This window comes from Burkholderia sp. Tr-20355, assembly GCF_017104685.1.
GTDB classification, from domain to species: domain Bacteria; phylum Pseudomonadota; class Gammaproteobacteria; order Burkholderiales; family Burkholderiaceae; genus Burkholderia; species Burkholderia seminalis.
Window position 1 is genome coordinate 88,295 of record NZ_JAAGPK010000010.1, and the last position, 12,379, is coordinate 100,673.

The 12,379-nt window shown below is 67.0% G+C and carries 13 protein-coding genes; 7 read left to right on the forward strand and 6 right to left on the reverse strand.

Annotated elements, in window-relative coordinates:
• Positions 1 to 39: 39 nt before the first annotated feature.
• From G3N62_RS35835 to G3N62_RS04260, 6 genes are all read right to left on the reverse strand, one after another.
• Positions 40 to 930: an AidA/PixA family protein gene (locus G3N62_RS35835; protein ID WP_124669431.1), complete on the reverse strand. Its 891-nt coding sequence runs from the start codon at positions 928 to 930 to the stop codon at positions 40 to 42.
• Between the two features lie 65 nt (positions 931 to 995).
• Entirely contained in the window at positions 996 to 1,499 is a 504-nt protein-coding gene (locus G3N62_RS04240; RefSeq protein ID WP_006483191.1) for an inclusion body family protein, read from the reverse strand.
• Positions 1,500 to 1,801: 302 nt separating this feature from the next.
• The gene (locus tag G3N62_RS04245; RefSeq protein ID WP_124669432.1) at positions 1,802 to 2,185 is read right to left on the reverse strand and encodes a GtrA family protein; all 384 of its coding nucleotides are present in this window, start codon (positions 2,183 to 2,185) and stop codon (positions 1,802 to 1,804) included.
• Between the two features lie 15 nt (positions 2,186 to 2,200).
• Positions 2,201 to 3,244 (reverse strand): glycosyltransferase family 2 protein, encoded by a 1,044-nt coding sequence (locus G3N62_RS04250; protein ID WP_059560781.1) that lies wholly within the window; start codon positions 3,242 to 3,244, stop codon positions 2,201 to 2,203.
• 24 nt (positions 3,245 to 3,268) lie between these two features.
• Entirely contained in the window at positions 3,269 to 4,648 is a 1,380-nt protein-coding gene (locus tag G3N62_RS04255) for a glycosyltransferase family 87 protein (protein ID WP_124669433.1), read from the reverse strand.
• Positions 4,645 to 5,883: a glycosyltransferase family 87 protein gene (locus tag G3N62_RS04260; RefSeq protein WP_124669434.1), complete on the reverse strand. Its 1,239-nt coding sequence runs from the start codon at positions 5,881 to 5,883 to the stop codon at positions 4,645 to 4,647. Before G3N62_RS04260 ends, G3N62_RS04255 begins: the two co-directional genes overlap by 4 nt.
• 1,049 nt (positions 5,884 to 6,932) lie before the next feature.
• Between G3N62_RS04260 and G3N62_RS04265 the strand changes: the two genes are divergently transcribed.
• From G3N62_RS04265 to G3N62_RS04295, 7 genes are all read left to right on the forward strand, one after another.
• Complete coding sequence (locus tag G3N62_RS04265; RefSeq protein WP_124669435.1) at positions 6,933 to 7,124, forward strand: Flp family type IVb pilin; 192 nt, start codon at positions 6,933 to 6,935, stop codon at positions 7,122 to 7,124.
• 141 nt (positions 7,125 to 7,265) lie between these two features.
• On the forward strand, positions 7,266 to 7,457 hold the full coding sequence (locus G3N62_RS04270) for a Flp family type IVb pilin (RefSeq protein WP_034191768.1): 192 nt from the start codon (positions 7,266 to 7,268) through the stop codon (positions 7,455 to 7,457).
• Positions 7,458 to 7,539: 82 nt separating this feature from the next.
• Positions 7,540 to 7,746 carry a Flp family type IVb pilin gene (locus G3N62_RS04275; RefSeq protein ID WP_059560787.1) on the forward strand — a complete coding sequence of 69 codons (207 nt, stop codon included), beginning with the start codon at positions 7,540 to 7,542 and terminating at the stop codon, positions 7,744 to 7,746.
• A 29-nt stretch (positions 7,747 to 7,775) separates the two neighbouring features.
• Positions 7,776 to 8,315 carry a prepilin peptidase gene (locus tag G3N62_RS04280; RefSeq protein WP_124669436.1) on the forward strand — a complete coding sequence of 180 codons (540 nt, stop codon included), beginning with the start codon at positions 7,776 to 7,778 and terminating at the stop codon, positions 8,313 to 8,315.
• A gap of 32 nt (positions 8,316 to 8,347) precedes the next feature.
• Complete coding sequence (locus tag G3N62_RS04285) at positions 8,348 to 9,748, forward strand: ATP-binding protein (protein WP_034191765.1); 1,401 nt, start codon at positions 8,348 to 8,350, stop codon at positions 9,746 to 9,748.
• 35 nt (positions 9,749 to 9,783) lie between these two features.
• The gene (gene cpaB / locus G3N62_RS04290; RefSeq protein ID WP_034191764.1) at positions 9,784 to 10,623 is read left to right on the forward strand and encodes a Flp pilus assembly protein CpaB; all 840 of its coding nucleotides are present in this window, start codon (positions 9,784 to 9,786) and stop codon (positions 10,621 to 10,623) included.
• Between the two features lie 104 nt (positions 10,624 to 10,727).
• Positions 10,728 to 12,379, forward strand: a 1,652-nt coding sequence (locus tag G3N62_RS04295; RefSeq protein ID WP_206141145.1) for a type II and III secretion system protein family protein, incomplete at its 3' end; no start/stop codon positions are given.

A 12,379-nucleotide genomic window follows, 5' to 3' on the forward strand; every position in this document is an offset into this window, starting at 1 on the left:
AAAGTGCGACGATCAGGTGTACTGGATGTGCCGCGCCGCTCACGCGATCGGCCACTGCAGGATCACGATCCCGTCGTTGTAGTCGCGGTCGGCGCCGTCTTCGGCGCCGAGCCAGCCGAGCCAGACGGTATGGCCGGCGGACAGCGGCGCGAGCCGCGCATCGGTCGCGGATGGCCGGCCGTTGGCCGACGCGTCGATCCGGATCCTGCCGCCGCGCGAGTTCAGCGTGAACTGCCTGACGCCGTCGTTGCCGTTGCCCGCGAACGACGCGGCCGGTTCCGGTGCGTCGTCGATGAACAGCTTCAGGTCCTGCCGGTCGGCGGCATTCGCGTAGAAGGTCGCCTTGAAATCGGTATTCGGCGGCAGCGTGAAGCTGCCGTTGCGGTCGGACGACGGCTGGAAACCGGGCTGCTTCGTGTCGGGCCGGCTGCCGGCGATCTCGATCGTCGTTTCCCAGCGGAAGTAACCGGACACCGCGCCGTCGCGATCGAGCACCGCGAAATCGGCCGTGCAGGCGGTGGTGCCGGCCGCCAGCACCTCGCTGCGCCACACGTGGTCTTTCATCGGCCGGCACGACGGATGAAGCAGGTCGTCGCCGTCCGGCACCGGCTTGGCGGCATCGCGCACTTCCGCTTCGATCGGCGCGACGATGCCGGCGTCCTTCAACGCGAACCGGACGAACAGCACGCTCAGCTCCGCGCGCAGCGCCAGCGCGGTTTCGCGCAGATGAAGCTCGTCGCCGGGCGACAGGCCGGCAAACAGCCGGTTGTCGTTGTGGCCGACCTGCCCGGCGTCGCCCGGGCTCAACACGTAGATGTGCCGGCCGTCGATCACGGTCGGCGCATCGGCGTTCCGGCTCGCATCGGGGTGGGCCGACAGCAGCGTGACGGCGTCGACGACCGCGAGCACATCGCAACGAAGACCAGACATGAGCACCTCCTGCGCAACAAGGGGGCGGCACGGGCAGCCGTCGCGCGGCCGCCCGCCTGCCGCGATCAGTTATGGATCGAGATGAACGGATCCCACGAGAAGCAGCCCTGGCTCTGGCAGTTGCGATCGATGATCTGGAACTGGAAGTGGTAGGTCACGCGGCCGACCTTCAGGCATTCCGACGACCAGTAGTAGTTCGCGACTTTCTGGCACGTCGGCACTTCCGGCTTGCTGGTGTTCGGCACCGGGATCGACGCTTCCGCCACCCGCGGCGTCGGCGTCGAGATCAGGTCGTTGCCGACGTTGCCGATGAACTTGTAGAACACCACCTGGTTCTCGAAGCCCAGCGACAGGCTCGTTTCACGCCAGCGGATCAGGTCGCCGACCTGCGCTTTCAGATCGAGCTCGCCGCCTGCCTGCCCGGAGATGACGTTGTCCTGGTTGGTCACCATATAAACATAACGCCAGTCGATCAGCGTCGGAGCGGCCGGGTTTTTGCTGGGATTCGGATATTTTTTGAGAATGGTTTCGGTATCGAACGAAACGAGCACATCGGTAACGCGTGACATGGAAGCTCCCGTTTGAAGTAATGGGACTTATCGTTGCGCGAATTGCTTCGTGCGGCCGCCATCGCCTTGTGCCGCAAGGATTTGCTCCGGAGGCGGCAGGTGCTGAAGCGACGGCGAATGCAGATTATCCCGTTCGGTTAATTATGGAAGCTGTAAAAGTAAACAGGTCGTTATGATTAAATCGATTAGTAATTTTAAAATCGGAATCAATCGATTCGATACGCCACATAAATATGGCGACATTGAATCTGTTAATCGTTTGACCGATTATCGGCGGGGAGGAGGAAACGCCGGCGGGCCGTTTACCGGTAGGTCCACAGCCGGTGCAGCACGAACGTCGTCGGCGGGATCAGCAGCGCGATCGCGACGATGCTCATCCCGCGCGACAGGTCGAGTGCTTCGGCGCCGCGCGCCAGCAGCATCGTCTCGACGAAGCCGACCAGCGTGACCGCGAGAAAGCGCACCAGGTTGCGCGTGCGCACCGTCGACGCGAAGCTCCACAGCGTATTCGCGAGATACGAGAACGCGGTCGCGCACAGGAAGGCGACCGCGTTCGCGGCCACCAGCGTCGCGTCGAACAGCGCGAACATCGCCGCGGCGATCAGCGTGTGGAGCGCGGTCGAGCACAGCCCGGACACGCCGAAGCGCACGAGCCGCGTGCGTTCGGCGTGGAGCAGGTCGATCATGGCGGCGCGCATGTGTCAGCGGGCGCCGATCCGCGCGCGGGTCGGCTGCGTGCGGCGGCGGGCGGCCTGGCGGCGCGCGTCGCGCGCCACCGGCAGCTCGATCACCTTGGCGTGCACCTGGTAGCGGCGGCGGATCAGGTAGACGGGCCGTTGCTTCGACTCGTCGTAGATTCGCCCGATGTATTCGCCGACGACACCGATCCCGATCAGTTCGATGCCGCCAATGAACAGCGTGACCGAGATCAGCGACGCGTAGCCGAGCACCGGATTGCCGAACAGCAGCGTGCGGAAGATGATGAACGTGCCGTACAGGAACGCGAGCGCGGCGATGCCGACGCCGATGTAGGTCCAGCTGCGCAGCGGCACCGTGCTGAAGCTGGTGATGCCTTCCAGCGCGAAATTCCACAGCTTCCAGCCGGAGAACTTCGAGTGCCCGGCGCTGCGCGGGTCGCGCTGGTACTCGACGATCACGGTCTTGTAGCCGACCCACGCGAACAGCCCCTTCATGAAACGGTGCCGCTCGGGCAGGCTGCGCAGCGCATTCACGACCCGGCGATCCATCAGCCGGAAATCGCCGACGTTCTCCGGCAGTTTCACGTCCGACAGCATGTTGTGCACACGGTAGTAGATCGCGGCGGCGGTGCGCTTCGCGAACGAATCGCACGCGCGGTTGCTGCGTTTCGCCGCGACGACTTCCGCGCCGTCGCGCCAGTGCTCGATCATCACGGGGATCAGGCTCGGCGGATCCTGCAGGTCGGCGTCGAGCGGAATCACCGCGTCGCCGGTGGCTTCGTCGAGGCCGGCCGTCAACGCCGCTTCCTTGCCGAAGTTGCGGGTGAGGTCGATCACGCGCACGCGCGGCTCGGTGGTGCCGATCCGGACCAGGCGCTCGAGCGTGTCGTCGCGGCTGCCGTCGTTGACGCAGACGATCTCGAAGCGGATCGCGTCGATGGCCGTCAGCAACGGCATCACGACGTCGAAGAAGCGCTCGACGGCCTCGCCTTCGTTATAGAACGGCACAACCAGCGAAACGAGCGGTGTGTAGCGTGGTTCCCGCATGATGACTCCCCTTGTCATGTCGCGTCACCGGTCGGCGCCGATGGTCGGGCGGCCGGTGCGGCGCATTCCGTACGCCGGGCGGTGGTGCGGCCGGACCGGATGCGTGAATCCGGTATCGGTCGAGTGGTCGTGCGCGTCGGGCATCGACGGCACGTCGTGTCTTTCCTGCGCGATCCGGCCGACGAGCAGCGCGAGCGACGCCAGCGTGACGAGCGGCATGAACTGGAACGGCAGATGCGGCATGACCGCGAGACCGGCGAACGGCATCAGCCACAGCAGCATCAGCCATTCGCGATCGAAGCGCCGCCAGCCGTGGGTCCACGCATAGCGGGCGTACCACGCGATCACGAGGCCATACCAGGTCAGGTCGTAGTCGTACAAATACGGGCTGACGAGCAGGCACGCGCATACGAGCGTCGCGGCGCGCAGCGCATAGGAGCACGCGCCGCGCCATGCGTAGACGACGGCGATCGCGGCTGCCGCGGCCGACAGCAGTTGCAGGCCGCGCGCGACGAGCACGGGCCAGCCGGCCATCGTCGCGAGCGCGAACACGGACGGCATGCGCGCGAGCTTCGCGTGACCGGTGCCGACGACCGCGTAGACGTTGCCGATCACGTGCGCGAACGTGATCCACGGGCCGATGCCGAACGCGAGTGTCGCGAGCGCGACGCTGCCGGCGATCGTCGCGGCCCACGCGGCCAGCGCGCGCCACTGGCCCGCGCACAGCAGCGCGAGCGGGAACAGCACCGCGAGCTGCGGCTTCATCGTCAGCAAGCCGAAGCAGATGCCCGCCACCGCAGGCCGGCGGTTCAGCGCGAGCAGGCCGACGCCGGCGAGCATCGCGGTGAAGAGGCTGGTCTGGCCGACGATCACGGTGAGGAATGCACCCGGGAACGCGAGCGCGCACAGCCAGGCGGCATCGCGCTGGACGATCGCGTGGATCGTCGCGGCGAACAGCGCATACGTGACGGCGAGCCACAGCACGAGCGCAAGCGTGTACGGCAGCCAGCCGAGCGGCAGCACGAGCAGCAGCATCGTCGGCGGATAAAGCCACGGCAGCGCGCCGCCCGCGAGCGTCATCGTCGGGACGGCCAGCTTCTGGACCGCGAACAGCGCGGGGAAATGCCACGCGTCGGCGCCGTGGCCGTGCGCGGCGAGCCACGCGGCGCTCCAGATCGGCGAGAAGTCCTGCGACAGCGGTTCCAGCGCGCCGTTGTGCGACAGGAGCACGCGCGTCACGTAGATCACGATGAACAGCAGTTCGGTCAGCAGCGCGGCGGCCGCGTAGAGGCGCACGCGGTCGCGATTGAGCCAGTGCGGGTAGCGGCGCGGGCCGGCGATCGGCAGCTCCGGATGCACGTCGACGGATGCATGCAGGTGACGGGCGAACGCAGGCGTTTTCATCGTGCGCTCCCGGATGCGAGCGCCGTGCGGCGCACGACGACGAACAGCACCGCGAGCAGCACGATCGGCCCGATCTGCGGCAGCTTCATCAGCCGGTTCAGCATCTCGAAGATCGGCAGCAGCCACGCGAGCACGAGGATGCCCTGGTCGCCCGGCAGCCAGCCCTCGTCGAGACCATGCGCGATCAGGCAGAAGACCGCGATGCCGAGCCACGTCAGTTCGTAGTTCCACAGATACGGCGTGGTCAGCAGCGTGGCGACCGCCAGCACCGCGCCGCGCAGGCGCATGTCGCGCGTACGGCGCCACACGCCGATGGCCGCGGCGATCGCGAGCAAGGCTACCGCCGCCTGTGCCGCGAGCGCGGCGGCCACCGGTGCGCCCGCGAGCCGCAACGCGGCGAACGGCGTCGGCGACGCGAGCCAGTACGACGCGAGCATGAAGTGCTGCTCGCGTACCGTCGACATCGCATGCGACAACCCGTGCAGGGCGGCCGGGCCGGCCAGTGCGACACCGGCCGCCGCGAACAGCGCCGCGCTGATCGCCGCCGCCGCGAACGTGCGCCAGGCGCGTGTCGCGATCAGCACGAACGGGAACACCACGGCCAGTTGCGGCTTGATCGCGAGCAGGCCGATCAGCACGCCGGCCACGACGGGGCGCTTGCCGAGCAGGTGCAGCGCCAGCGCGGCGAGGCCGGCGGTCAGGATGCTGTTCTGCCCGAACAGCGCGGACATGCACACGGCCGAGTACGCGACCACGACGAGCGCCGCGGCGCGCGGCACGGGAAGGTGCGCGCGCAATCCCGACAGCCTCGAGACGGCGAACGCATAGCATAAAAGACTGCCCGCGAAAAAGAGGAAGTAAGCGGGCAGGAAAGGCACGAGGGCAACCGGCGCGATGAACAGCAGCATCGTCGGCGGATAGAGCCAGGGAAGCGGCCGGTGTTGAAGAAACGCACCGAAGTGCGCGAACTCGGCCTGCACGAATGACGACGGGTCGTAGGCCGATGCGGCATGGCCTTGCAACACGAGATGGGAAGCAGTCCAGAAGACCGAGAAGTCGGTGCCCGGACGGGCGATTGCGCTCGACGTGAAGCCGTCGGTCACGACGCCCCACACCACCAGCAGCGCGGCGAAGAGCATCAGCATGATGCAGCTGTACGGAATGATCCGGTCCGCCGTCAGCCATTGAGCGCAGCGGACGGCGCGATCGCGCGTTTCACGATTGGCTGTGTACATGATGCCCCGTATGTCGTGGTGGCTGCGTGGTCTGTCGCGGCCGTCTGATGTTGTCGTGCCTGCGGATCGAATCGCGTTGAAACCGCGTTGTCCGGTGAATTCATTGTTGAAGAAAAAATCGCGCGATGCAAACCACGCACTGGCAGACGATATGGGGACTGTCGAATAACGGGCTTGAAAACCCCGTTTTCAGGTATGAGAAATCCACGCGATCGGGTTTCATGTTTCCGGCGTGAAACATTCCGCGATTTTTACCGGCGTTGCAGCCCGCCGAACGCGCGGCACGCGACCGGCTTACCGCGTCCGGGAAAGTCCCAACGAAATTTTTTCCGGCCTTTGTGCAGCGCGACGACCGACATTCGGACCAGCCGCACCGGCGTCCCCGGATCGTTCAAATTTGAAACATATCGGTCATCGGGCCTGGGTCAGGGGAATGCCGACATCGCTGGAACCCTTGACACGCCTCGATTTCGGTGAGCATGGCCTGCTCTTTGCGTAAGCGTTGGCACGGCAGTCGACGATGTGGCGACCGGCGGTTCTGAAGGCAGACACATGGAACCGGCCTCGGCGCCACATGCGGAAAAAATGACCGGAGCGCGCAGGGGAATACACAGCGCCAGGTCGACGAACCGCGCAAACGATCGTCGATCGACTTATCAGACCCGGAATCTTCAGGGCAATAAGACATCGGCATGGCAGCAGACGGGGAATAAAAATGAAAGAACACAGCACATCGCGGCTCGCAATCCGCGTTAAAAACATATTGCGGATTTGCCGGGCATTCGTTTCCCGGTCAACTGGATTCCATGCGTCGAATGGCCGTCGTGCCGTTCCGGTCGCCCGGCCAGCCCGGTTCATCCGGATGGTCGCTCCGCATCCGCCTCTCTCGCGCTCCGCTTCACTGATTCCCGTTCGCACGGACGACGGTGTGCATCCCCGTTCCCGCCGCTGAGCGTCGCGTTTCGATTTTCTTGTAGTGCCGGTGGTGCCCGTCCCCGACGTCGCGATCGACGAAGGGAATTCAATAGCAGTCCGAAAGGAGAGTACTCATGTCAAGAGTCATCGAAAAGATCGCTTGGTTGATCCAGGATCAGCGAGGCGTGACGGCCATCGAATACGGCCTGATCGCCGCGCTGATCGCGATCGGCATCGTCGTCGCGCTGACGACGATCGGTACGGATCTGAAGACGGTGTTCAGCACGGTCGCGGCGGATCTGGACTCGATAGTAGCGGGCATCTGATGGACGGTACGGCGAACGGCTCGTCCGCTTCGTTCGTCGGCACCACACGGCATCAACAACCTGCCTCGACGTATCGATGCACGGTCATCCGACCAGCCGGTGCTCGAGGGTTTTGAAAGTCACCACGAAAGGAGATTCACCATGTCCAAGTTCATTCAACAAGCCGGCCGTTTCGTTCGCGACGAAGATGGCGTGACCGCCATCGAATACGGCCTGATCGCCGCACTGATCGCGGTCGGCATCATCCTGGCGCTGTCGACCATCGGGAAGGACCTGAAGACCGTGTTCAGCACGATCGCGGCCGACCTGGATTCCGCGGTTGCCGGTATCTGATGGACCGTGCCGCGGACGGCTCGGCCGGTGCAGTGCTCGAGCCGTCCCCGGCCATTCAGTCAACCTGGAACCGGAGACCATCATGGCAGCCACGATGCGTGCCGTTCGTCGCTGGATCGTCGACGAGCAGGGCGTGACGTCGATCGAATACGCGTTGCTCGCGGCGATGTTCGCCACCGCGGTGCTCGGCAGCGTCGTCACGCTGAAAGGCTCGCTTGCCGATACGTACGAGGTGATTGCAGCGGCCGTGACGGCCGCGGTCACCACCGCGCTGGTTATGGTTTCCTGATTCGACGAATTCGACCCGAGAGGTTCGCCATGCTACCTGTTGCGCCGCCTTACCCGATTCCGTTGTGCGTGACGCTGCTCGCGGTGGCGGCGGCCAGCACGGATATCGCGTCTCGCCGCATTCCGAACCGTCTCGTCGCGGTCGGGCTCGTCGGCGCGCTGGTTGCGCAGTGCATGCTGCACGGCTTGCCGGCCGGCGCACTCGCGTGGCTCGCCGGTGCCGCGACCGGTTTCGGCCTGCTGCTGCCGTTCTACCTGTTGCGCGGAATGGCGGCCGGCGACGTGAAGCTGATGCTCGCGATCGGCGCGTGGGTCGGGGCGGAAATGACGTTCTACATCGTGCTGGCCACGTTCCTGGCCGGCGGGATCGGCGCCGTTGCGTTCGCGCTGTTGCGCGGCCGGATGCGCCAGATGTTGGCGAACGTCCGCGTGCTGATCGCGCGCCGTTCGCAGGGGGCGCACGCGGAGGCCGCCGGCGGCTCCGCGGAAATCGCCTCGGTCGGCACGCTGCCGTATGGCGTCGCGATCGCGGCCGGCACGCTGGGCATGTTGTTCGCGTCGTGCGCATAGTGCGACGCACAGGCAACGAGGACGGAGCGATCATGAACACGAACCATACCGAACCGAGACGCGACGCGCAGGTGGCGCACCTGCCCGATCCGTTGCCGTCGCGGGAGGCCCATACGAAACTGGGCACGCAGTTGCCGGCGGCGCCGCGCACGCTCGAGGAAACCGGGCTGAGCATGACGTTCGTCGCCGGGCTCGTGCTGAAGTCGACGCTGGTACTCGGCCGCCCGTCGTACGGCGACCTGGTCGAGCGGCACTGCCTGCCGCTCGCGGTGCTCGACGAGGTCTTCGCGTTCCTGGTGCGCGAGCATCTCGTCGAGCTGACCCATCGCGGCGCGACCGATCTCGACGTGACGTTCCGCCTGACCGACGCGGGCCGCGTGCTCGCGCTCGAGGAACGGGCACGCAGCGGCTACAGCGGCCCCGCGCCGGTGACGCTCGACGCGTATCTCAAATGCGTGAGCGCGCATTCGGTCCGCAAGCTGCACATCGGCCAGAGCGACGTGTGGGCCGCGTTCGAAGGGATCGTGATCGACACGTCGGTGCTCGATGCGGCGGCCGCGGCGCTGAACGCCGGCCGTCCGCTGCTGATCTACGGCCCGGCCGGCAGCGGCAAGACCTTCCTCGCCGAGCGGCTCGGCTCGCTGATGCACGGCCGCGTGCCGGTGCCGCATGCGATCTGCGCGGCCGGCGAAGTGATCCAGGTCTACGACCCGCTCGTGCATGTCGAGGCGGGGCAGTCGCCCGGCAGCCGGTCGGTCGATCGTCGCTGGCGCCTGTGCGCGCGGCCGGTCGTGATGTCGGGCGGCGAGCTGACGCTCGACGAGCTCGACCTGCGCCGCGACGAGGCCGCCGGCTTCTACCAGGCGCCCCCGCACATGAAAGCCAACATGGGCATGTACGTTGTCGACGATCTCGGCCGCCAGCGCGTCGAGCCGCGCGACCTGCTCAATCGCTGGCTGCGCCCGCTCGACCGCGGCGTCGATTTCATGACGCTCGAATCCGGCAACCGCTTCGTGATGCCGTTCGACGTGTGGCCGGTGTTCTCGAGCAACCTGGCGCCGGAACAGTTCTGCGACGACGCGTTCCTGCGCCGCCTCGGATCGAAGCTGCATGTCGGCCCGATGTCGATCGACGACTACCGTGCCGTGTACGAAGCGGCCTGCGCGTCGCTCGGGCTGGTGTCGGCGAGCGATGCCTTCGATTACCTGCTGCATCGGCTGCACCTGCCGACCGGCAAGGCGTTTCTCGCCTGTTTCCCGGCGGACCTGCTGCGACTCGTGGCCGCCGGCGCGCGGTATCGCGGCGATCCGCCCGAAGTGACGCACGACGCGCTGTACGACGCCTGGGCGAGCTATTTCGGCGCGGCCCCCGAACGTGACGGCGGCCATCCGCCGCCCATCGAGCGCGGCGGCCGCACGTTCATTACCGGCTGAGCCGATCCTTTCACGATTCGTCGAGGAGCATTGCCATGAAAAACAGTCGAGCGGTCATGATGCTGGTCGTCGCGATGGTCGCGGGTCTTGCCGCGGTCGTCTTCGCGTCCCACTGGCTGGTGCAGACATCCACGAGTTCGGTCACGCCGGTCGCGGTGGCCACCACCGACCTGAACCTGGGCGAACCGCTCGGGCCGAACCAGATCCACATGGTCAGCTGGCCGGCGGGCAGCGTGCCGACCGGCGCGTTCACCGACACGAAGGCGCTCGAAGGGCGCGTCGTGCGCACCAGCCTCGCGCGCGGCGAGCCGGTGATCGAGTCGAAGCTCGCGCCCGTCGGCACCAAGGGCGGCCTGTCCGCGGTGATCGCCGACGGCAGCCGCGCGATCACGGTGCGCGTGAACGACGTGGTCGGCGTCGCGGGCTTCGCGCTGCCGGGCAACTACGTCGACGTGATCGTCAACACGCAGGAACAACAGGGCAAGACCGACGGGCAGAGCATCTCCAAGATCGTGCTCGAACACATCCTCGTGCTGGCCGTCGCGCAGCAGGTCAGCCGCGACGACACCGCACCGAAGGTCGTGAACGCGGTGACGCTGGAAGTCACGCCCGACCAGGCCGAACGGCTCGACCTCGCGCGCAGCGTCGGCACGCTGTCGCTCGTGCTGCGCAACCAGGTCGACCAGAAGACGCTGAACACCGGCGGCGCGACCAAGCTGACGCTGCTGGGCAAGGAACCCGTGCCCGACGCGCCGCCGCCTCCCGCCCACGTGCGGCCGGTGCGCGTGCACGTCGCATCGCACGCGGCGCCGGAAGCACGGCGCGACTGCGTCGGCGTGCTGACGGGCGTGAAGGGCAGCGTCGAGTGTTTCTGAAGCAGATCAAACCAGCCAGACCAACAGATTGGCCGCCGGCCATGCGCGGCGGCCTGGGAAGTCGATAACCGGCACGGCGCCGGCCTCTCGGGGGATCAGACGAAATGAAGATCAAACCGCAATGCACAGGTACCGGCCCACTGCGGACGCGCGTCGCACGGGGCACGATGATGGCCGCGATCCTCTGTTCGGGATGGCTGACCGTTTATGGCGCACTCGCGCAGGAAGGCGTCGAGTCGGCCGCGCTGACGAAGGGCGGCGCCAGCGCGCCGGCCGCGGTCGGCAAGGGGCCGATGCAGATGACGATCAGCATGGGGCCGGTGCCGGCCGCCGCGCCCGCCGCGTCGGCGGGGCCGCTGCGCGGGCCGAACTGCGTCGGCGCCGTGCGCGAGTCGACCAGCGTCAGCGTGCCGCTCGGCAAGTCGCTGCTGGTGCCGATGCCGGAGCCGGTCCGCAATCGGACGATCGGCAATCCGGCCGTTGCGCAGGCCACCATGGTGTCGCCGCAGACGCTGTACATCCTCGGGCTCGCGGTCGGCACGACCAACATGATCGTGCAGGGCAAGAGCGGCGCGTGCCGCGTGATCGACGTCGCGGTCGGCGCGGATGCGGGCGGCCTGCAGGCGTCGCTGCTGCAACTGATGCCGGGCGAGCGCGACATCCACGTCTCGACCGCGGCCGGCACGATCGTGCTGGCGGGCACCGTGTCGAGCTCGCAGGCCGCGCAGCAGGCCGTGCAGATTGCCCGCGCCTACGGCGACAGCGCCGGCGATCCCGCCGCGGGCGGCAAGGGCGGCGGCGGCGTGCTGAACATGCTGAACGTCACGTCCCCGCAGCAGGTGATGCTCGAGGTGAAGGTAGCCGAGGTGTCGAAGACGCTGATCAACCAGATGGGCAGCGCGTTCAACATCCAGGGCGGGTTCGGTTCGTGGAGCGGCGCGCTGGTCAGCAACCTGCTCGCGGGCGTCGCCAGCGGGGCCGTCTTCAACAAGGCGAACAACAAGCCGTTCAGCATCGCGGCCGACGCGCAGAACACCGACAACCTCGTCAAGATCCTCGCGGAGCCGAATCTCGTGACGATCAGCGGCCAGGAAGCGACGTTCCTCGCGGGCGGCAAGATCTTCATCCCGATCCCGCAAAGCAGCGGCAACGGCACGTCGTCAATCACGCTGCAGGAAGAGGAGTTCGGCGTCGCGCTGAAGTTCACGCCGACGGTGCTCGCGAACGGCCGGATCAGCCTGAAGGTCGCGCCGGAAGTGTCGGAGCTGTCGCAGACGGGCGTCACGCTGAGCGCGACCAACATCGGCGGCACGTCGATCCTGCCGCTGATCACGACGCGGCGCGCGTCGACGACGGTGCAGATGAGCGACGGCGAATCGTTCGCGATCGGCGGGCTGATCAAGGACAACGCGACCGGTGCGCTGAAGGCGATCCCGGGTGTCGGCGAAGTGCCGGTGCTCGGCGCGCTGTTCCGCAGCACGTCGTTCCAGCAGGATCGCACCGAGCTGATCTTCCTGATCACGCCGCACCTGGTGAAGCCGCTGCAGACCGCGGACGTCGCGCTGCCGACCGACAGCTTCTCGAAGCCGAACGAAGCCGACGTCTATGCGACCGGCAACATGGAAGGCCGCGGCGGGGTTCGCAAGGCAGGCACGCCACCCGCGAACGGCGCAGCCGCCGCACCGCAGTCACCGGCCCAGGCGCCGGCACCCGCACCGGCGCCGCAATCGGAAGCGCCCGCCGGTCCGGCCGCCGC

Coding starts and splice junctions, on each gene's coding strand:
- G3N62_RS04245 (WP_124669432.1), bottom strand. CDS start 2,185: ATGATCGACCTGCTCCACGCCGAACGCACGCGGCTCGTGCGCTTCGGC.
- G3N62_RS04260 (WP_124669434.1), bottom strand. CDS start 5,883: ATGTACACAGCCAATCGTGAAACGCGCGATCGCGCCGTCCGCTGCGCT.
- G3N62_RS04285 (WP_034191765.1), top strand. CDS start 8,348: ATGAACACGAACCATACCGAACCGAGACGCGACGCGCAGGTGGCGCAC.
- G3N62_RS04270 (WP_034191768.1), top strand. CDS start 7,266: ATGTCCAAGTTCATTCAACAAGCCGGCCGTTTCGTTCGCGACGAAGAT.
- G3N62_RS04280 (WP_124669436.1), top strand. CDS start 7,776: ATGCTACCTGTTGCGCCGCCTTACCCGATTCCGTTGTGCGTGACGCTG.
- cpaB (WP_034191764.1), top strand. CDS start 9,784: ATGAAAAACAGTCGAGCGGTCATGATGCTGGTCGTCGCGATGGTCGCG.
- G3N62_RS04265 (WP_124669435.1), top strand. CDS start 6,933: ATGTCAAGAGTCATCGAAAAGATCGCTTGGTTGATCCAGGATCAGCGA.
- G3N62_RS04275 (WP_059560787.1), top strand. CDS start 7,540: ATGGCAGCCACGATGCGTGCCGTTCGTCGCTGGATCGTCGACGAGCAG.
- G3N62_RS35835 (WP_124669431.1), bottom strand. CDS start 930: ATGTCTGGTCTTCGTTGCGATGTGCTCGCGGTCGTCGACGCCGTCACG.
- G3N62_RS04255 (WP_124669433.1), bottom strand. CDS start 4,648: ATGAAAACGCCTGCGTTCGCCCGTCACCTGCATGCATCCGTCGACGTG.
- G3N62_RS04250 (WP_059560781.1), bottom strand. CDS start 3,244: ATGCGGGAACCACGCTACACACCGCTCGTTTCGCTGGTTGTGCCGTTC.
- G3N62_RS04240 (WP_006483191.1), bottom strand. CDS start 1,499: ATGTCACGCGTTACCGATGTGCTCGTTTCGTTCGATACCGAAACCATT.